The sequence below is a fragment of the Polyangiaceae bacterium genome (genome assembly GCA_015075635.1).
Taxonomy (GTDB): Bacteria; Myxococcota_A; Polyangia; order Polyangiales; family Polyangiaceae; genus JADJKB01.
The window spans coordinates 1,329,092-1,346,565 of the sequence record JABTUA010000001.1 but is presented as its reverse complement, the minus strand read 5'-3'; the positions used below and the strand labels follow the sequence as shown (position 1 = coordinate 1,346,565).

Genomic DNA, 17,474 nt, shown 5'->3' with positions numbered 1-17,474 from the left:
GTCGACCCTATCGCCGGGGAGGACAAGGTTGCCTCGTCCTACTCGTACTCCCAGTCGGTGTTGTTGACCTCGGACAGCACGCCCAGCCCGGCCTTGGCGGCGGGCTCGAGGAAGCGGAGCACCGCTTCGCACTGCTCGATGGAGCGCTGAACGTGCTCGTCCACGGTTTCGCGAGGCCAGGCCGGGGCGTCGCCTTGGGCACGCGCCGCCACACGGAGCTCGCTCAGGGGACGCCGCGCCCGGACCTCGCGGAGCTCGTGCGCCCGGAGCCAGGCGTAGCGCCGGAAGTGAGTGCCGCGGAACTCCACGCTGCCTGCGTCCGTCCCGGCCGGCACCAGCTTGGAGCAGCCGGTCGCGCTCAGCGCCAGCCAGGCATGGAGGGTGAAGGTCCCCCCGCTCTGGCAGAGCTCACCCTTCGAGCGCTGGTGAACGAAAGACGCCGGGAAGAAGTACATCACGTACCCGACCCGGCGAACGAGCGCGTCGCCGCGCAGCCCGAGCGCGCCGTGCAGGTCCTTCCACTTGCCGAGGTCGATGCCGAGGCCGGTAACGGCCCCCTCGACACGCGACACGCGCTCTCCGTCGCTCGCTCGGGCGAAGTCGTCCGTCGCGAGCGGCGCGAGGTAGCGATGGAACAGCTCGATGTCCGCGTCGCCGAGGAGGTGGTGGTTCAGGTACACGGAGTCAGCTCCGTCGCGGGCGGCGGTTCGCCTACACCCGCTCGACGTCCACGACGCCCTGCACCTTGGTGAGGGCCTTCATCACGTTCTTGAGCTGGGTGAGGTCGCCGACGTGGAAGGTGAAGACGTTGCAGGCGCGGCCGTCGTCCTGCGCGCGGCAGTTCGCCTCGCTGATGTTGATCTTCTGTGCGCTGAAGGTCTGGCTCACGTTGGCCAGGATGCCCGGCTTGTTGGTGGTGGTGACCTTGAGCTGCACCGGCCGGTTGATCTTCGCCTTGGTGTCCCAGGAGACGTCGATGCGGCGCTCGGGATCGGTGTCGAAGGCCTTGACGCACTCGCGACGGTGGATGGTGACGCCGCGACCGCGGGTGATGAAGCCGATGATGGTGTCGCCGGGCAGCGGGTTGCAGCACTTGGCGTAGCGTACGAGCACGTCGTCCACGCCGCTGACGCGGATGCCGCCGACGTCCTTGCCGGTGACCTTGCGCACCAGCTGCTCGATGCGACCCGTCTTGAGCTCCGGCGGCGGCTCCGTGGTGCCCTCGGGCTGCTTCGAGCGCAGCGACCTGACGACGTCCTCCGTCTCGAGCTTGCCGTAGCCGATGGTGAGCAGGAGCTCGTCCCAGCTGCCGGTGCGGTGCGCCTCCCACAGCCGGCGCATCTCGTCTTCGTTCTTCTGGAGGCGCGTCAGGCTCATGCCGGCCTCGCGCATGGCGCTGTCGAGCAGCTCGCGCCCCAGGTTGATGCTCTTCTCGCGCTGCTCGCTGCGCAGGAAGGTGCGCACGCGGTTCCGCGCGCGGGTGGTGACCGTGTAGTCCAGCCAGTCCTTGCTGGGGTGCTGCTGCGGCGAGGTCATCACCTCGATCACGTCGCCGTTGCGCATCTTGTAGCGCAAGGGGACGATCGCCCCGTTGGCGCGGGCGCCGGAGCAGCGATTGCCGACCTCGGTGTGGATCGAGTACGCGAAGTCGATGGGTGTCGAATTGCGCGGGAACATGCGCACGTCGCCCTTGGGCGTGAACACGTAGATCTCGTCGGGGAAGAGATCGATCTTCACGCTCTCCAGGAACTCCGCCGGATCCTTCAGGTGGCGCTGGTACTCCGCCAGCTCCCGCAGCCAGCCGAACTTCTCGGCCGCGTTCGGGTCCACTCCCCCGGAGTTGCGCTCCTTGTACTTCCAGTGGGCGGCGACGCCGTGCTCGGCGACCCGGTTCATGTCGTGGGTGCGGATCTGGATCTCGATGCGCTGCCGTCCGGGGCCGATGACCGCGGTGTGCAGCGACTGGTACATGTTGGGCTTGGGCAGCGCGATGTAGTCCTTGAAGCGCCCCGGCACCGGCGTCCACTTGGAGTGCATCACACCGAGCACGGCGTAGCAGTCGGCGATGGACTCGACGCAGACGCGGAACGCCAGGATGTCGTACACCTGCTCGAAGTCGCTCTGCATCGACTTCATCTTGCGGTGAATGGAGTAGATGTGCTTCGCGCGGCCCGTGACCTCGGCGCCGAAGCCGTGCTCCGCCAGGCGCGACGAGATGGTGCGACACACGCCCTCGATGTAGCGCTCGCGCTCCTTCTTGGTCTTGGAGAGCTTGTGCATGATGTCGCGGTAGGACTCCGGGTCCAGGAACTGGAACGAGAGATCCTCGAGCTCGCTCTTCAAGAGCTGAATACCGAGGCGGTTGGCGAGCGGCGCGTAGATCTCCAGCGTCTCGCGCGCGATGCGCTCCTGCCCCTCCGCGCTCATGTGCTGCAGGGTGCGCATGTTGTCCAGCCGGTCGCACAGCTTCACGAGCAGGACGCGGATGTCCTGCGCCATGGCCACCACCATCTTGCGGAAGCTCTCGGCTTGGCGGTCCTCCTTGCTGGTGAAGTTGATCTTGCCGAGCTTGGTGACTCCATCCACCAGGTGCGCGACCTCGTCGCCGAACTCGCGCGCGATGTCGTCACGGGTGGCGCCCGTGTCCTCGACCACGTCGTGGAGCAATCCGGCGCAGACGCTGGCCGTGTCGAGCCGGAGCTGCGTGATGATCTCCGCGACGCTGGCGGGGTGGATGAAATACGGGTCGCCACTCTTCCGCATCTGCTCGCGGTGAGCCCACTCGGAATAGTGGTAGGCTTTCCGAATCAGATCGGTGTCCGCTGCAGGCTGGTAGCCCTGCACTCTTTGGACGAGCTGTTGAACGTCGAGCACGGAAGATGACCGAGCGAAAGACTCGGGCGCATGGAAAGTATCACCACGGCATGTCCCTCGCAAAACCCGCGTTGGGCCCGCATGGACGCCCGAACAACGGCGAACGGCTCACACCGCTCGGGGTGTACGTCCACTTTCCGTGGTGCCTGAAGAAGTGTCCGTACTGTGATTTCTTGAGCATTCCCCACGAACGGCAAGGCCTGCCCCATGCGGCCTACGCGAACGCCGTGATTTCCGAGCTGGAACGTCGACGGGAGGCCCTGACCGAGGGTTGCCTCGAGAGCGTGTTCTTCGGCGGCGGGACGCCGAGCCTGTGGGAGCCGCGGGAGCTCGGGCGGGTGCTGGCCAGTATCCGCGCGAGCTTTGCGCACCAGGGGGACGTCGAGGTCACCGTCGAGTGCAACCCCTCGAGCTTCGACGCCGAGCGGGCGCGCGCCCTGCTCGACCTGGGTGTGAACCGGGTGAGCATCGGCGTTCAGAGCCTGAACGAGGAACGCCTGGCGTTCCTGGGTCGCCTGCACGACGCCGCCGGTGGCCTCCGCGCGGTGCGCGACGCACTCGCGGCCGGCGTGCCCCGGGTGTCCGCAGATCTGATCTACGGCGTACACGGACAGACTCCGGAGGAGGCCGCGGCGGAGGTGCGGCGAGTCGCAGAGCTCGGCGTCGAGCACCTCTCCGCGTACGCGCTGACCATCGAGCCGGGCACCGAGTTCGGACAGCGCGCGCGGCACAAGAGCTTGCCGCTCCTGCCCGACGAGGTCATCGCCGAGTCCTTCGTCGCGGTGGACGAGGCGCTCGCGACGCTCGGCTTCGAGCACTACGAGATCAGCAACTTCGCCAGGCCTGGCGCTCGCTCCCGCCACAACCTGGGCTATTGGCTCGGGGGCGAGTACCTGGGCCTCGGAACGGGAGCCTGGGGCACGCTCGGCCGCGTGCGCTACCGCAACACGCCCGCGGTGGAGCGCTACCTCGGGGCGGACTGGAGGCGGGTGGATCTGTCGCGGGAGAGCGCCCTGGTCCCCGAGCACGAGCCCATCGACGCCGAGACGGCGCTTCGCGAGCGCATCCTGCTCGGGCTCCGCCTGGCCGAGGGCCTGGATCTGGGAGCCGCTGCGCAGGAGCTGGGCGTGGCGGCGTGGACGGACCAGCGCCGCAGGGCGGCGCAGAAGCTGCTGGAGCGGGGTCGGCTCGCGCTGGAAGGTGACGTGCTCAGGATCCCGAAGAGCGCGTGGCTCTTCGCGGACGGGACGATCGCTTCGTTGATTTGACCGGTGCAGATTCACGCGCCACGAACGCCACGAACGCCACGAAGAAGAAGAAGAAGAAGAAGAAGCAATCTTTGTCTCAGAGGCAGAGGCGCAGGCCTCAGCCGACGAGCGCTTGCCGCACCTGCAGGAGCGCTTCCGGCAGGGCGCCCAGCACGAGCTGTGCGTCGAGCCGGAGCACGCGGTAGCCGAGGCGCCGGAGCGCCCGTTCCCGCCGCGCGTCGGCGGCGACTCGCCTGCAGTGGTAGCCCCCGTCCACCTCGATGACGAGCCTCGCCGAGGGCACGACGAAGTCCGCGATGTAGTTCCCGAGCACCACCTGACGGCGGACCTCGACGCCGAGCTTCTTGGCCCGCAGCGCCTGCCAGAGGGCGGCCTCCGACCGGGTGGGCGCCGCACGCATCTCGGCGGCACGCTGCGAGAGGACTTGCTGGCGACGAAGCTGAGTGATGGGGCGAGCGGACATGGGTTCCTCCGAGGCCCGGCGTGGTGGGCGGGCTTCGCGACCCAGGGCGCACGATCTGTGACACGCCGCCTGTGGCGCTCTCAGCTTCGTATTCGTCGACACATTCGGCCCGTTGCTTCGAGTGATCGAGCGGCGTGGCGCAGAGCGTGCGCCGGTTGAGCGGAGCCCGACCACCGCGCCGGGCCGAGGACACCAGGCCGCTCGCAGCAGCGTGCGACGACGTGCCAGCTACGGAACACCGCACGTAGCGACGAGCGAAGACGCACCGAGCTCGGGACGACCCGTCTTCCCCATTCGCGCGAAGCGCGAATTTGGGGAAGACCGACGCCGCGCAGCGGCGGCGAGTTGGGGCAGGAAACCGATGAGTTGGTCGTGCCCACGGCTTGGAGATCGCCCAACCTCGTGACCGAGCCGGACCCGGATCTGGACCGACTCGCTACGGTCGTGCTCGATGCGGCCTTCGCAGTGCATCGCTCCATGGGTCCGGGCTTCGTCGAGTCGGTCTACGAGGAGTCCTTGGCCATCGAGCTCCGCCGCCTCGCTATTCCGTTCCAGCGTCAAGTCTCGATCCCGCTGAGCTACCGCGGTCTCGCCGTCGGCGAGTGCCGCCTCGATCTGCTGGTCGGCGAGCGATTGGTGGTGGAGGTCAAGGCTGTGGAGGCGCTCGCGCCGGTTCACTTCGCGCAGGTCATCTCCTACCTGCGTGCGTCGCGCTGCCGGCTGGGACTGCTGGTCAACTTCAACGTGCATCGGCTGCAACGCGGCGTCCGCCGAGTGCTGCTCGCCGCACCCACCCCTCGTCCGTGAACGATTCCCGAAATTTGAAGTCGTTGCGTCGTTGCGTCGTTGCGTCGTTGCGCAAGCTCAGTCCGACGCGCTCTCCGGTCTGACACCCAAATCTCTTCTGCTTCGTGGCGTTCGTGGCGTTCGTGGCGCCGTGGCGCAACTCTCTTCTCCGCTCACGCCGCCCGACGCGCCGACGCCCACCAGGTCTCCAGATCCCCGAGCGCGCGCGCCGCCAGGGCCTCGTAGCGGGCGCGCTTCTTCAGGCGCGTGCCTTCCAGCGGCGGCAGGTGCGCGAAGGTGATGTTCGACGGCTGGTAGTCGGTTGTCGGTCGCGACAGGTGCGTCAGCAGGCCACCGTGCGCCGTGGTGGCCGGCGGCGGCAGCGGCGTGCGCCCTGCCAGGCGCTCGGCGACGAAATGGGCAGCCAGCCAGCCGCCCGCGGCGCTCTCCACGTAGCCCTCGGTGCCGGTGATCTGCCCCGCGAAGTACAGGCCCGGCTCACCCTGGAGCTCAAGCGTGGGGCCCAGGCACTTGGGCGCGTGGATGAAGGTGTTCCGGTGCACCGAGCCCAGACGCAGGAACTCCGCCTGCTCGAGCCCGGGGATGGTGCGGAGCACGCGCTGCTGCTCCGGCCAGGTCATGCGCGTCTGGAAACCCACGAGGTTGTAGGCCGTGCCCGCCTCGTCTTCTTTGCGCAGCTGCACCACCGCGAAAGGCCAGCGCCCGGTGCGCGGGTCGTCGAGACCGACGGACTTCATCGGTCCGTAGCGCAGCGTCATCTCGCCGCGGGCCGCCATCACCTCGATGGGCAGGCAGCCTTCGAAGTAGCGCACCTCCTCGAAGCTCTTGGGCTCGACCTTCTGGGCCTCGCGCACCGCCTGCACGAAGGCTAGGTACTGCTCCTTGTCGAGCGGGCAGTTCACGTAGGCCTGCTGGTCTTCGGCGGTTTCGCCCTTGCCGTAGCGCGACGCGACGAACACCTTGTCCCAGTCGATGCTGTCGGCGTCCACGATGGGCGCGATGGCGTCGTAGTAGGCCAGGTGCTCGCTGCCCACGCGAGCGGCGATGTCTGCCGCCAGCGCGGCTCCGGTGAGGGGACCCGTGGCGATGATGCACGGGCGCTCGCTCGGGATGCGTTCGACCACGCCGGGCACCAGCTCGACGAGCGGGCTCTCGCGGAGGCGCCGGGTCATCTCCGCCGCGAAGCGCTCGCGGTCGACGGCCAGCGCGCCGCCGGCGGGCACGCGCGTCTTCTCCGCCGCTTGCATCACGAACGAGCCCAGGCGCCGCATCTCCTCCTTGAGCAGCCCGACCGCGTTCACGAGCGCGGCGCCGCGGAACGAGTTCGAGCAGACCAGCTCCGCGAGCGCGTCGCTCGACTGGGCCTCGGTGCGCTGCACGGGCTTCTGCTCGAGCAAGCGCACGCGGATGCCGCGCGCCCCGAGCTGGAGCGCCGCCTCGGAGCCTGCGAGACCCGCGCCGACGACCGTGACCGTGGCGGTCACGGCGCCGCGGACTCGACGGGCTGCCTGGCCCCACGCGCCGAGAGCGTGGTGCCGGACTCCGGCGCGCCCTCCGCGTCGGGCTGGGCCGCGCCCTCCTCGGGCACGACGACCTCGCGGGAGTAGCCGCAGTCCTTGCCGCGCGGGCATACGATCTTCTTCTTCTTGCCGCCGGTCTCGGTCAAGAACGGGTGCTTGCAGAGCGGACAGGGCTCGTTGATGGGCCGCTGCCAGAGCTTGAAGTCGCAGTCCGGGTACTTGGTGCAGCCGTAGAAGGTCTTGCCGCCGCGCTTCTTGCTGCGCACCTCGACGATGTCCCCGCCGCACTTCGGGCAAGGCACGCCGAGCGGTACCGGCTTGGCGTTCTTGCAGGCGGGGTAGCCGCTGCACGCCAAGAACTCCCCGAAGCGCCCGGTCTTGATCACCATCGGCTTGCCGCACTTGTCGCAGATCACGTCGGTGACCTTCGGCTCGGCCGCCGGGGCGCCGTCCTTGCCCAGGTCGCGGGTGAACTTGCACTTCGGATAGGCCTCGCAGCCCATGAACCAGCCGTTCTTGCTCCAGCGCTTGAGCAGGAACGAGCCACACTCCGGGCACTTCTCCTCGGTCTTCTCCGGCTCCGGCGTCCAGCGCTTCTGCTTCTTGGCGACGTCGAGCACCTCGCGGAAACGCTTGTAGAAGCGCCCGAGCAGCTTCACGCGCTCGAGCCGCCCGGCCTCGACCTCGTCGAGCTCTTCCTCGAGCTTGGCGGTGAAGTCCGGGTCCATGAAGTCCAGCTGGGTGCCGAGCAGGCCGGAGACCACGATTTTGCCGAGCTCCGTCGGCTTCATCTGCCCGCCGGGCAGCTTCTCGACGTAGTCGCGGGCCTGCACCTTGCTGATGATCTCCGCGTAGGTGCTGGGCCGGCCGATGCCGCGCTTCTCCAGCTCGCGGACCAGCGAGCCCTCGTTGTAACGCGGCGGGGGCTGCGTGAACTTCTGCTCGGTGAGCACGCCGGGCGGGGTGACCAGCGAGAGCTCCTCGTTCTCGTGGAGCTCCGGCAGGGTGCCGTCGTCGCTGTCGAAGCCCAGGGTCTTGACCGTCTCGCCGGAGGGCGGCGGCGGCACGCTGTCACGCGCCTCGCCGTCGCTCACCTCATCCTCGCCGGCCAGCTTCTCGCCCTCGCCGAAGGTGCCCTTGCCGTACTCGGCGAGCCAGCCCGCGAACTTGAGCACCTTGCCGTTGGCGCGCAGCGTGAGCGAGGCGTGCGCGGCACCCTTCCGGGTCGGCGTCGCCTCGATGTCCACCGCGGTCTGGTCGTAGACCGCCGGCGCCATCTGCGAGGCCACGAAGCGATCCCAGATCAGCTTGTAGAGCTTGTACTCCTCGGCGGTGAGGTGCTTCATCACCACGTCCGGAGAGAGCTCGAGGGAGGTCGGGCGGATGGCCTCGTGGGCCTCCTGCGCGTTCTTCTTGGCGCGGAAGACGTTGGGCTTCGCGGGCAGGAAGTCGGCGCCGTACTTCTGGCCGATGTGCTCGCGCACTGCGTCGATGGCGTCCTGGCTGACGCGCATGCTGTCGGTACGCATGTAGGTGATGAGCCCGACCGGGCCGCCGTCCTTCTTGAGATCGACGCCTTCGTAGAGCTTCTGGGCCACGCTCATGGTGCGCTTCGCGGTGAAGCGCAGGTAGCCCGTGGCGTCCTGTTGCAGCTTGCTGGTGGTGTAAGGGGCGGGCGCGTTACGCTTCTGCTCCTTCTTGACGACGGTCGCGATGCGAAACTTCGCGCTCTCCAGATCGGCGCGGATCCCGCTCGCTTGCTCAGCGTTCTTCACCTCGGCCTTCTCGCCGCCGAGGCGGGTCAGGCGCGCCACCAGCGGCGCCGAGGTCTTGCTCTTCAGGGCAGCACCGACGTTCCAGTACTCCTCGGAGACGAAGGCCTCGATCTCGCGCTCGCGCTCGTCGATCAGGCGCAGGGCCACGGACTGCACGCGGCCCGCCGAGAGCCCGAAGGCGAGCTTGTTCCAGACCAGGGCCGACACGTCGTAGCCGACGATGCGATCGAGCACGCGCCGGCAGCGCTGGGCGTCGTACAGGTGCTCGTCCAAAGCGCGGGGCGACGCCAGCCCCTTCTCGACCCCCTTCTTGGTGATCTCGTGGAACTCGACGCGCACCACCTCGAGCTTCGGCCGCTTCAGCTCCTCGAAGATGTGCCAGGCGATGGCCTCGCCCTCGCGATCGGGGTCGGTGGCGAGCAGCAGGCGCTCGGCCTTCTTGGAGTGCGTCTTGAGCTCGGTGAGGACCTTGGCTTTGGCCTCGATGACCTCGTAGGTCTCACGGAAGCCGTTCTCGACGTCGATGCCCATGCGCTTGGGCAGATCCTTCACGTGGCCCTTGCTGGCCAGGACCTCGTACCCGGGACCCAGGTACTTCTTGATGGTCTTGGCCTTGGCCGGTGACTCGACGACGACGAGGGTCTTCTCCATTGGGCTGCCCGAATCCCCCTTGATGCGATCCCGGAGGACGACGTGCAAGGCCGTTCCCCGACGATACCGCATCAATAGTCAATGCTTTCGCCGATTTACGGACCCGCCCGGGTTCGAGGGGGCCGCTACTAACACGCCTTCCAGCTTCAGAGTCAAGAGCGCGTATTGAATGCGCGGGATGCTCAGGCCCGTTCGCTGAGCGATTTCGTCGGGATGCGTGGCCCCCGCAGCGTGAGCCGCCAGCACCGCTCGGAGCTCGGGGTCCGGGTGGGTGGGGACGGGCCGCGCCGGTGGCGGAGGCGGAGGCTCGGACCCTTCTTCGCGGGCGGGCGCGGGCACGGGCGCGGGCGCCGGGGCGGGCGCGCCTACGCGCGCGAGGGGGTGGAGGTTCTGTTCGCGGAGCCGGTCGAGCACGTCTTCGGGGCCGTTGCAGAGCCGAGCGCCCAGCGCGAGCTCGAGCGCCCAGCCGGAGCCGCGGCGGTTCCACGGAGCATGGGGCACCACGAAGAGGGTCCGGCCCATCCGGCGCGCCTGCTTGGCGGCGTTGCGGGCGCCGCTGCGCCAGGGCGCTTCGACCACCACCACGGCGTGGGACAGCGCCACCAAGAGCGCGTTGCGCGCGAAGAACGCGTCCGGCCGGGCTGGCACATCCGGGGCGTGCTGCGAGAGGAACGCGCCGCCGGCGCGGACCACCTGCTCGAACAGCTCCGCGTTCTCCTCGGGGAATGGCCGCTCGAAGCCCGACGGCGCCACCACCACCGTCACGCCCCCGACGTCGAGCGCGCCCAAGTGAGCTGCGGTGTCGATGCCCTCGGCACCTCCGGAGAGCACGGCGACGCCCGCCCGAGCCAGCGCACCAGCGAGGTGGCGCGCGTAGGCCACGCCTTCCTTGGTGGGAGAGCGCGTCCCGACGACCGCCACGCAGGGCACGCGGGGCAGCTCGCCGCACAGGTAGAGGCGCTCGGGAGGCCTGGGCAGCTCACGTGCGCGCGACGGCAGCTTCGCGCCACTCAACACTTCGACGGGGAGCTCGGGCACTCGCCCCCATCGGTCGCTCAGCGCCGGAGTTGCGCGATCACTTCTTGAAGGCCTGGGCGCCGACCAGCCCTTGGCCCTTGAGCACGTGCATGTCGATCTTCACGGCCAGCGGCGTCGGGTAGGGATTCTTCACGCACTGCTCGTTCGGGCCCACCGTCGGATCCACGCTGTCGGCGTCGCTCTGGGCCAGTACCTGCGGCGGCATGGGCGGCGCGGTGAGGATGTTGATCTGGTAGTTGAAGACGCCCGGGTTACCGAAGCCGATGAAGGTGTAGCAACTGCCCGGCTGGAGCGTGAAGTCCGCCTGGGCGTGCCCGCCCTGCTGGAGCTTCGCGCTCATCAGCTGGCCGTCGGCCTTCTTGCCCTTGGCGTCGGTTCCCGCCTTCATCTTGATGCCCGCCTCGAGCTGACCCGTCTCACCGCCGGTGAGCAGGCCGAGGGTCGCCGCGCCTCCGGAGAGCGCCCCGGCGATGATGGCCTGCAGCGCGTTGGGGTCGCTGCCGACGGTTCCGAGCGCAGGAACCTGCCCGGGTTGCGGGTTGCAGGGTTGCCCGGGCTGGCAGGCCCCTGGCGCTCCGGTGCCGCCGTCCGGCCCGACCGGCGCCGGCCCGGGGCCGGGGCCGGGGCCATACTGACCGCCGGACTGGCCTTGCTGGAACTGAGCGTCCTGGCCTTGGTCCTTCTTCTTGCACTGCGTGAGCGCAAGTGCACCCAGCAGGGCGACGCTGATGGCCGTTCGTGAGGTCATGGAATGCATGCTCGAAGCTCCCTCTGGCAGCTGAAATCGGCGAGCTGGAGTCTATACCCACATCGCCCCACAGGACCAGGACCTGTGGTAACAGGGTCGGGGTGAAGGTCGTCGTCGCCACCCACGGGCACTGCTTCGACGGGCTCGCCAGCGCCGTGCTCTTCACGCGCTTGCTGGGCGCGCTCGACGAGAAGAAGCGCAAGTGCGTGTACCGGGCGTGCGGCTACGGCAACGGGCAGACCCGCGCGGACGCCGAGATCCTGAGCGGCGACGAGAACGCCATCCTCGACTACCGCTACTCGGCGACGGGGAAGGTGACCTGGTTCTTCGATCACCATCGGACGGCATTTCAGACGAGCGAGGAACAGCGGGTATTCGAAGCGCACAAGGGCAACGGCCGTTACTTCTACGATCCGGACTACAGCTCCTGCACCAAGCTCATCGCCGACGTCGCCTGGCGACACTTCGCCATCAACGACCCGGGGCTCAAGGAGCTGGTCCACTGGGCCGACATCGTGGACGCCGCGCGCTTCGACTCGCCGGAGCAGGCCATCAGCCGCACCGAGCCCATCTTGCGCATGGTCAGCGTGGTCGAGCACTACGGTGACGACAAATTCCTCGAGCGCATGGTGCCGGAGCTCTTGAAGAAGCCGCTGGCCGAGGTCGCGCGCGCCAAGGCCATCGAGGACCGCTTCAAGCCCTTGGGCGACAAACACGCGCGCTTCGTCGAGCGCGTGCGCCAGGCGGGCCAGCGCATGGGTCGAGTCGTGTTCGTGGACCTGACCAGCTCCGTGCTCGACAGCGTCGGCAAGTTCGTCACCTACGCGCTCTTCCCCGACTCGGTCTACTCGGTCATCGTCGGCGTGCTGAAGAGCGGCGCCAAGGTGAGCGTCGGATACAACCCGTGGAGCGGCAAGCCGCTGGACACCGACATCAGCGCGATCTGCGCGCGCTACGGCGGCGGTGGGCACCCCGTGGTCGGCGCGATCTCGTTCCGATCGAACGAGGTGGACCGAGCGCGCGAGGTGGCGCGGTCCATCGCCGAAGAGCTGGCGTGAGCCCCCGCCGCGAACCGCCGGCGCTCCGCCACTTTCGTCGCCACGCTGGCGCACCCCCTTGGGTGCTCGGTCACCGCGGCGCCCGGCGCGAGGCGCCGGAGAACACGCTGCCGGCGTTCCAGCTGGCGGTGGAGCAGGGCGCCGCCGGCGTCGAGCTCGACGTGCGTCTCGACGGCGACGGCCGCGTGATCGTGCTCCACGACCGCACGCTCGAGCGCGTGACCTCGGGCGCGGACTCGCGGGACGTCGAGCAGCTTTCGGGGCGCGAGCTCGACGCCGTCTCCCTCGCGGGGGGCGCACGCGTTCCGGCGCTCTCGGAGGTGCTCGACTGGGCGGTGAGCGGCGGCCACCTCCTGAACGTGGAGCTGAAGCGCGACGTCAGCGAGCGCCGCGCGCTGGTGTGGCGCGTCGCGAAGCTCCTCCGGGCGCACCCGGCGGCGCGCGAGCGCGTGCTCTTGTCTTCGTTCGATCCGTTGTTCGTGCGGGCCCTCGCCTGGCTCGTGCCGGAGGTACCGAGCGCGTGGCTGGTCCACGCGAAGCAACGCGTGCTCTCCGCCGCGCCCGGGTATCGCCGCCTGGGCGCGGTCGGGGTGCACCCGGAGCTTGCGATTGCGGCCGACGCCCGCGTGCGCCGCTGGCACGCCCAGGGCGCCCTGGTGAACGTGTGGACGGTGAACGAGCCCGCCGAGGCACGACGCCTGGCGGCGGCGGGCGTGGACGCGCTGATCAGCGACGTGCCGGGCGCGATCGCGAAGGCGTTGGATTGAGATTGCGCCACGGCGCCACGAGCGCCACGACGCCACGAAAGAAGAAGAATTTGGTGTCAGACCTGGGAGCGCGTCGCCCACTGCAGCGCTCGGCTGCCCCGAGGCGCTGAACCAGCACGTCATCCAGCTCGCCTCGGGGACCCGCCCTTTCCAATGCGCGGAACGTCCATCCCGCGGACGTCCCGTGCGCCAGAGCCCGCTCCGATGCGCCGAACGTCCATCTCACGGACGTCCCGTGCGTCAGAGCCCGCTCCGATGCGCCAGACGTCCATCCCACGGACATCCCGCGCGTCAGAGCCCGCTCCGATGCGCCGAACGTCCATCCCGCGGACGTCCCGTGCGCCAGAGCCCGCTCCGATGCGCCAAGTCGCCCCGGTCCGAAGGTCCTCGTCAGCTGCACAAGACGAAGATCGTTGCGTCGTTGCGTCGTGGCGTCGTGGCGCAACTTCTTCCGCTCCCCAACCCGGACAAGTCGCCCCGGTCAGAAGGTCCTCGTCAGCTCCGCAAAACAAGAATCGTGGCGTCGTGGCGTCGTGGCGTCGTGGCGAAACTTCTTCCGGTGCTCTGCCGCCAACCCGGACAAGTCGCCCCGGTCAGGAGGTCCTCGTCAGCTCCGCAAAGCAAAAATCGTGGCGTCGTGGCGTCGTTGCGTCGTTGCGCAACTTCTTCTTCTGCCGCCCAACCCGCACACTCACGCGGAGATGCGGCCGCCGCGGGCATCACGGGTGCTCGGGGCCGGGCGGGCGCTGCGGCGCGTGTCCGCGATGGCCGCCAGGATCTCTTGCAGCACCATCACGCCGACGTGCGCCGTGATCTCCGAGACGTCGAACGGCGGGCAGATCTCCACCACGTCGAAGCCGACGATCTCGCTCCCGACCAGCGCCCGCAGGATCTGCTGTAGCTCCCACGAGGTCATGCCTCCCGGCCAGGGGATGCCCACGCCGGGAGCCTGCGAAGGGTCGAGCGCGGCGATGTCCACGCTGACGTAGACGGGACCTTGCCGCACGATCTTGCGCAGCGTGCTGACGGCCGAGTGGAGATCCCACTTCACCTCGTCCACGTTGACGATCTCGAAACCATGGCTCATCGCGAACGCGAGGTCGCCGGAGCTCGAATACGGCCCGCGCAGGCCGATCTGCACGGTCCAGTCCGGGCGTATCAGGCCTTCGCTCACCGCGTGTCGAACCACGCTGCCGTGGTGGATGTCGCGGCCCCAGGCCGGGCCCGCGGTGTTGCTGTGCGCGTCGATGTGCACCAGACCCACGGCCTTGAGCTTGGCGCGGTGAATGCCGCGGAGCACGCCCAGCGTAGCGGTCTGATCGCCGCCGACGTAGCCGCCGATCACCCCGGAGCGGGCGATGGCCTCGGCCCGCGCGGTGATCGCGTCGAGGGCCGCGTCGATGTCGTGAGGGGAAGCCGCGACGTCACCGCCGTCGGCCACCCGGAGCTCGTCGAACACGTCGATGCCCAGCGCCGCGGAGAACCCCCGGGCGAGCGCCGAGGCGTCGCGAACCGCCCGGGGCGCGAGGCGCGCGCCCGGCCGGTAGCTCGAGCCGGCGTCGAAGGGAACGCCGCACAGCAGCACGTCCACGTCCGGGACGCTGCCCGCCTCCTGCACCACGGGCAGACGCAGGAACGTCGGCACGCCGGCGAAACGCGGCAGGCGTTCGGTCGGGGTCGGACGCGAGCCGGCGCGCTTCTCGGCGGATTCGGCCTGGCGGGCCGCGCGCTTGGCGGCGGCCTTCTCGCGCTCCGCCTTGGTCTTCTGGGCTCGGCCGCGCTGCTCGGCACGCTGCTTGGCCAGCGCCAGGCGCTCGGCGCGCGCCGCGTCGACCAGGGCCGCCCGGGCCTTGCGCTTCTTGGCCATCTCGGAGCCGAACTATACGGAAAAACCGCCCGGACGGATCGTCAATCCGCGCAGGCCGAGTGTCGCACCCGCACGCCGCGCGGCGGAACCTGGCGGAACACTCCCTCGGGGATCGGAGGATTGTGCATCACTTCCTTGTTCCGGAGCACGAGCTCCTGGTCCGTGTCCGGAGTCACCAGCCGCAGCCGCTTCGGCACCTCCGCGCCGCACGCCGGCCCGCTCGGCTGAATCGTCGGCTCCAGGCCCTCCGGGTCCTTGCGCGGGGGCGCGGTCTTCACCGCTTCGTGATCGGCCAGGTACGCGCGGTAGAGGTCCATGCCGTGCTGGGCCACGTGCACCTCGAGCACGCGCACCCGCTGCTTCTGCCAGGGCTCCGCCCAGTCGCCCGGGTGGGGCTCGAGGTGGATCTCCTGTGTGGCCGAGTGCTTGCTGGTGATCTTGAGCACGTATTCGCCGCCCTCCCAGCCGAGCGACGCGGCGGCCGGCTCGTGCACCAGCACCGGCGCCTCCCCGCGCAGGAGCTGCGACAGCGCGAAGGGCGGCACCGGCACCTGGGTGAAGCGGGCGACGTTGCAGGTGTTCGCCGGACCGCGCAGGAAGGTCTTCTCCTTCAGGTCGTAGAGCGCGAAGTCTCGACCGTCGGCGGTGAGCGTGGAGAGGGTGACGCCGAACGGGCTGAACACGTCGAAGCGCAGCTCCTCCGGCAGCATCGTCATGTACATCACGTTGCCGCGCACGCGCCCGCGCTCGCCGAAGTAGTCGAGCTTGGCCTCGCCCTGCACGCCGCGGCTGCAGGCGTAGGTCGCGTGCATGCGCTCGAGAGCCTCGTGCGCGTTGGGGAACTGTGACGGCGGCGGCGAGCGCGAGCAGCCGAGCAGCGCGCCCGCGAGAGCGAGCGCCGCCAGGTCACGCGCTGTCGGCGCCGGGCTCATGAGCCGCGAAGCGCCTCGAAGAGCTCCACGTCCGGGACCGGGAGGGTCAGACGCGTCTGGAGCACCGCGACGCCTTGTTCCTCGCACAGGCGTGCGAGCCCGATGCCGTCGACCAAGGTGACCGGCGCGGCCCCGGTGGCGGCGGCCTCTTCCCGAGCGCCGCTCAGCACCTGGCCCGTGGTCACGAGCCAGCCGGCGGCAGCCGGCCCGTAGTGGTGCAGCGCACCGCGCAGCTCGGTCACGCGCTCGCGGCCGATCTCGCGGCCGTCGCGGCGCACGACGACCGCGGTCGGCACGTTGCCACCCGGTCCGCGGGCGACCGCCGACAGGTGCAGCTCCGAGCCCGGCGAGCCGGGGCGGCGCACGACCTGGACGTCGGTCATGCCGATGCGTTCGAGCAACAGGCAGGCGATCTCGCCCATGGCCCGGTGCGGGAGGTCCTGGATGCGTCGGAGCAGCGTACGCCTCACGGCCTCGCGGTAGCGCTCGGCCAGAGCCGCGATCTCCCGCTCCATCCGCAGCGCTTCGGGGTCCAGCGCCCAGTCCGTGAGCGCGAGGCGACCGCCGCTGATGCGGAAGCGCACGCGCTGGCCGGCTGCCTCGCGGCGCAGGTTGTCCGCGCGCGCTGCGGCCAGGATCTGGCCTTGGGCCTGCTGGAAGTCCCCGGTCAGCCGCCCGCGCCGCTGAGCGGCGTCCGCGAGCTTCTGCGCGCCGACGGGCCCGCCGCCCCGGTCGAAGGTCGAGAGCAGCGACGCCACCGCGTCGGCCAGGGGGCGCGCGGCGAGCTCGTCGAGCGGAGCGCCGCCCTCGTCGCGGCGGTCGCGGTCGCGATCACGGTCACGGTCACGGTCACCACGGTCACCACGGTCACCACGCCCACGATCCCGATCCCGGCCGCGGTCGCGGTCACGGTCACGGTCACGGTCACGGTCACCACCGCGGTCGCGCGGCTCCTCGGACGGCTCACCTTCGCGGATGGCATCGATGGGCACGTCGGCTGGCGCATCGGAGACGGTGTAGGTCGGCAGATCGTCCCCGCCTGTGCGCACCTCGTCGCGCTCGTTGCCACGCCCACGACGCCGGCGGCGACGGCGACGACGCCCGCCGGCATCCTTCTCGCCTTCCTCCCCCTCGCCTTCTTCTTCGCCCTCCTCTTCTTCCTCCGGGCGACCGAAGATCGGCAGGTCGTCGTCGGCCTCCGGTTCGAAGAGATCGCTGGCCGCGGCAGCGCGCTCGCGACGCGCGACCTCCTCGGCGTCGGTCTTCGCGACGGTCGCCTCTTCGCCCTCCTCGTCGTCGAGCACGTTGCCCGGCGCCGAGTGCAGGAGCTCGTCCTCTTCCTCCTCGTCGCTCTTGCCGCCGTGCTCGAGCTGGGAGAGATCCAGCTTCGCGTTCTTGGCGATCTCGAGGGCCGGCGTGCGATCCGCCAGGCCCTTGTCGATGGTCGACTGGTCCCATTCGCGGAGCGCGAAGACGCCAGGCTTGATACGGACGAGGGGGTTCTCCTTGTCCCCCTTCTTCACGAGCGCTGCGAGCCGGGCCCCCATCGTCACCTCGGGGCTCTTTCCGACATGGCTCAGCAGGTTCTTCTCGATCGCGACGTCCGTTATCTCCTTATAGTGCAGGGGCTTGCCCACGAGGCGCAGTACCTGCGCCGCAGCTTCCGTAAAGGTCATTCTGAGTCTCTTGGTTCGTGGAGAACATTG

General features: G+C 69.5%; 14 protein-coding genes. 4 read left to right on the top strand and 10 right to left on the bottom strand.

Annotation, left to right across the window (positions count from 1 at the left end):
- Positions 1-38 precede the first annotated feature (38 nt).
- The gene (locus tag HS104_06160; GenBank protein MBE7479556.1) at positions 39-680 is read right to left on the bottom strand and encodes a hypothetical protein; all 642 of its coding nucleotides are present in this window, start codon (positions 678-680) and stop codon (positions 39-41) included.
- A 31-nt stretch (positions 681-711) separates the two neighbouring features.
- Positions 712-2,874, bottom strand: coding sequence for a bifunctional (p)ppGpp synthetase/guanosine-3',5'-bis(diphosphate) 3'-pyrophosphohydrolase (locus HS104_06155; protein ID MBE7479555.1), 2,163 nt, complete (start codon positions 2,872-2,874; stop codon positions 712-714).
- Between the two features lie 50 nt (positions 2,875-2,924).
- Between HS104_06155 and hemW the strand changes: the two genes are divergently transcribed.
- The gene (gene hemW / locus HS104_06150) at positions 2,925-4,142 is read left to right on the top strand and encodes a radical SAM family heme chaperone HemW (protein MBE7479554.1); all 1,218 of its coding nucleotides are present in this window, start codon (positions 2,925-2,927) and stop codon (positions 4,140-4,142) included.
- Positions 4,143-4,239: 97 nt separating this feature from the next.
- On the opposite strand, the gene HS104_06145 is transcribed toward hemW, so the two are convergent.
- Positions 4,240-4,605, bottom strand: coding sequence for a DUF559 domain-containing protein (locus HS104_06145; protein ID MBE7479553.1), 366 nt, complete (start codon positions 4,603-4,605; stop codon positions 4,240-4,242).
- Positions 4,606-5,082: 477 nt separating this feature from the next.
- On the opposite strand from HS104_06145, the gene HS104_06140 reads away from it, so the two are divergent.
- Positions 5,083-5,412 carry a GxxExxY protein gene (locus HS104_06140; protein ID MBE7479552.1) on the top strand — a complete coding sequence of 110 codons (330 nt, stop codon included), beginning with the start codon at positions 5,083-5,085 and terminating at the stop codon, positions 5,410-5,412.
- A gap of 152 nt (positions 5,413-5,564) precedes the next feature.
- Here HS104_06140 and trmFO read toward each other — a convergent pair whose 3' ends face one another.
- The 4 genes from trmFO to HS104_06120 form a co-directional block, all read right to left on the bottom strand.
- Positions 5,565-6,896 (bottom strand): methylenetetrahydrofolate--tRNA-(uracil(54)-C(5))-methyltransferase (FADH(2)-oxidizing) TrmFO, encoded by a 1,332-nt coding sequence (trmFO, locus tag HS104_06135; GenBank protein ID MBE7479551.1) that lies wholly within the window; start codon positions 6,894-6,896, stop codon positions 5,565-5,567.
- Positions 6,893-9,358, bottom strand: coding sequence for a type I DNA topoisomerase (gene topA, locus HS104_06130; protein ID MBE7479550.1), 2,466 nt, complete (start codon positions 9,356-9,358; stop codon positions 6,893-6,895). Before topA ends, trmFO begins: the two co-directional genes overlap by 4 nt.
- Positions 9,359-9,436: 78 nt before the next feature.
- A complete protein-coding gene (locus tag HS104_06125; GenBank protein MBE7479549.1) occupies positions 9,437-10,396 on the bottom strand; it encodes a DNA-protecting protein DprA in 960 nt (319 codons plus the stop codon).
- Positions 10,397-10,433: 37 nt separating this feature from the next.
- On the bottom strand, positions 10,434-11,144 hold the full coding sequence (locus HS104_06120) for a hypothetical protein (protein MBE7479548.1): 711 nt from the start codon (positions 11,142-11,144) through the stop codon (positions 10,434-10,436).
- A gap of 101 nt (positions 11,145-11,245) precedes the next feature.
- Between HS104_06120 and HS104_06115 the strand changes: the two genes are divergently transcribed.
- Complete coding sequence (locus tag HS104_06115) at positions 11,246-12,202, top strand: hypothetical protein (protein ID MBE7479547.1); 957 nt, start codon at positions 11,246-11,248, stop codon at positions 12,200-12,202.
- The gene (locus HS104_06110) at positions 12,199-12,969 is read left to right on the top strand and encodes a glycerophosphodiester phosphodiesterase (protein MBE7479546.1); all 771 of its coding nucleotides are present in this window, start codon (positions 12,199-12,201) and stop codon (positions 12,967-12,969) included. The genes HS104_06115 and HS104_06110 overlap by 4 nt, the downstream gene beginning before the upstream one ends.
- A gap of 691 nt (positions 12,970-13,660) precedes the next feature.
- Here the strand turns inward: HS104_06110 and HS104_06105 are convergent.
- Genes HS104_06105 through HS104_06095 form a run of 3 tightly spaced genes read right to left on the bottom strand, consistent with a single transcriptional unit; the run spans position 13,661 to position 17,444 of the window.
- A complete protein-coding gene (locus HS104_06105; GenBank protein ID MBE7479545.1) occupies positions 13,661-14,836 on the bottom strand; it encodes an arginase family protein in 1,176 nt (391 codons plus the stop codon).
- A 41-nt stretch (positions 14,837-14,877) separates the two neighbouring features.
- Positions 14,878-15,768 carry a hypothetical protein gene (locus HS104_06100; protein ID MBE7479544.1) on the bottom strand — a complete coding sequence of 297 codons (891 nt, stop codon included), beginning with the start codon at positions 15,766-15,768 and terminating at the stop codon, positions 14,878-14,880.
- Positions 15,765-17,444: a restriction endonuclease gene (locus HS104_06095; GenBank protein ID MBE7479543.1), complete on the bottom strand. Its 1,680-nt coding sequence runs from the start codon at positions 17,442-17,444 to the stop codon at positions 15,765-15,767. Before HS104_06095 ends, HS104_06100 begins: the two co-directional genes overlap by 4 nt.
- Between the last annotated feature and the right edge of the window lie 30 nt (positions 17,445-17,474).

Coding starts and splice junctions, on each gene's coding strand:
- HS104_06140 (MBE7479552.1), top strand. CDS start 5,083: ATGGGTCCGGGCTTCGTCGAGTCGGTCTACGAGGAGTCCTTGGCCATC.
- topA (MBE7479550.1), bottom strand. CDS start 9,358: ATGGAGAAGACCCTCGTCGTCGTCGAGTCACCGGCCAAGGCCAAGACC.
- HS104_06095 (MBE7479543.1), bottom strand. CDS start 17,444: ATGACCTTTACGGAAGCTGCGGCGCAGGTACTGCGCCTCGTGGGCAAG.
- HS104_06145 (MBE7479553.1), bottom strand. CDS start 4,605: ATGTCCGCTCGCCCCATCACTCAGCTTCGTCGCCAGCAAGTCCTCTCG.
- HS104_06120 (MBE7479548.1), bottom strand. CDS start 11,144: ATGACCTCACGAACGGCCATCAGCGTCGCCCTGCTGGGTGCACTTGCG.
- hemW (MBE7479554.1), top strand. CDS start 2,925: ATGTCCCTCGCAAAACCCGCGTTGGGCCCGCATGGACGCCCGAACAAC.
- HS104_06105 (MBE7479545.1), bottom strand. CDS start 14,836: ATGGCCAAGAAGCGCAAGGCCCGGGCGGCCCTGGTCGACGCGGCGCGC.
- HS104_06100 (MBE7479544.1), bottom strand. CDS start 15,768: ATGAGCCCGGCGCCGACAGCGCGTGACCTGGCGGCGCTCGCTCTCGCG.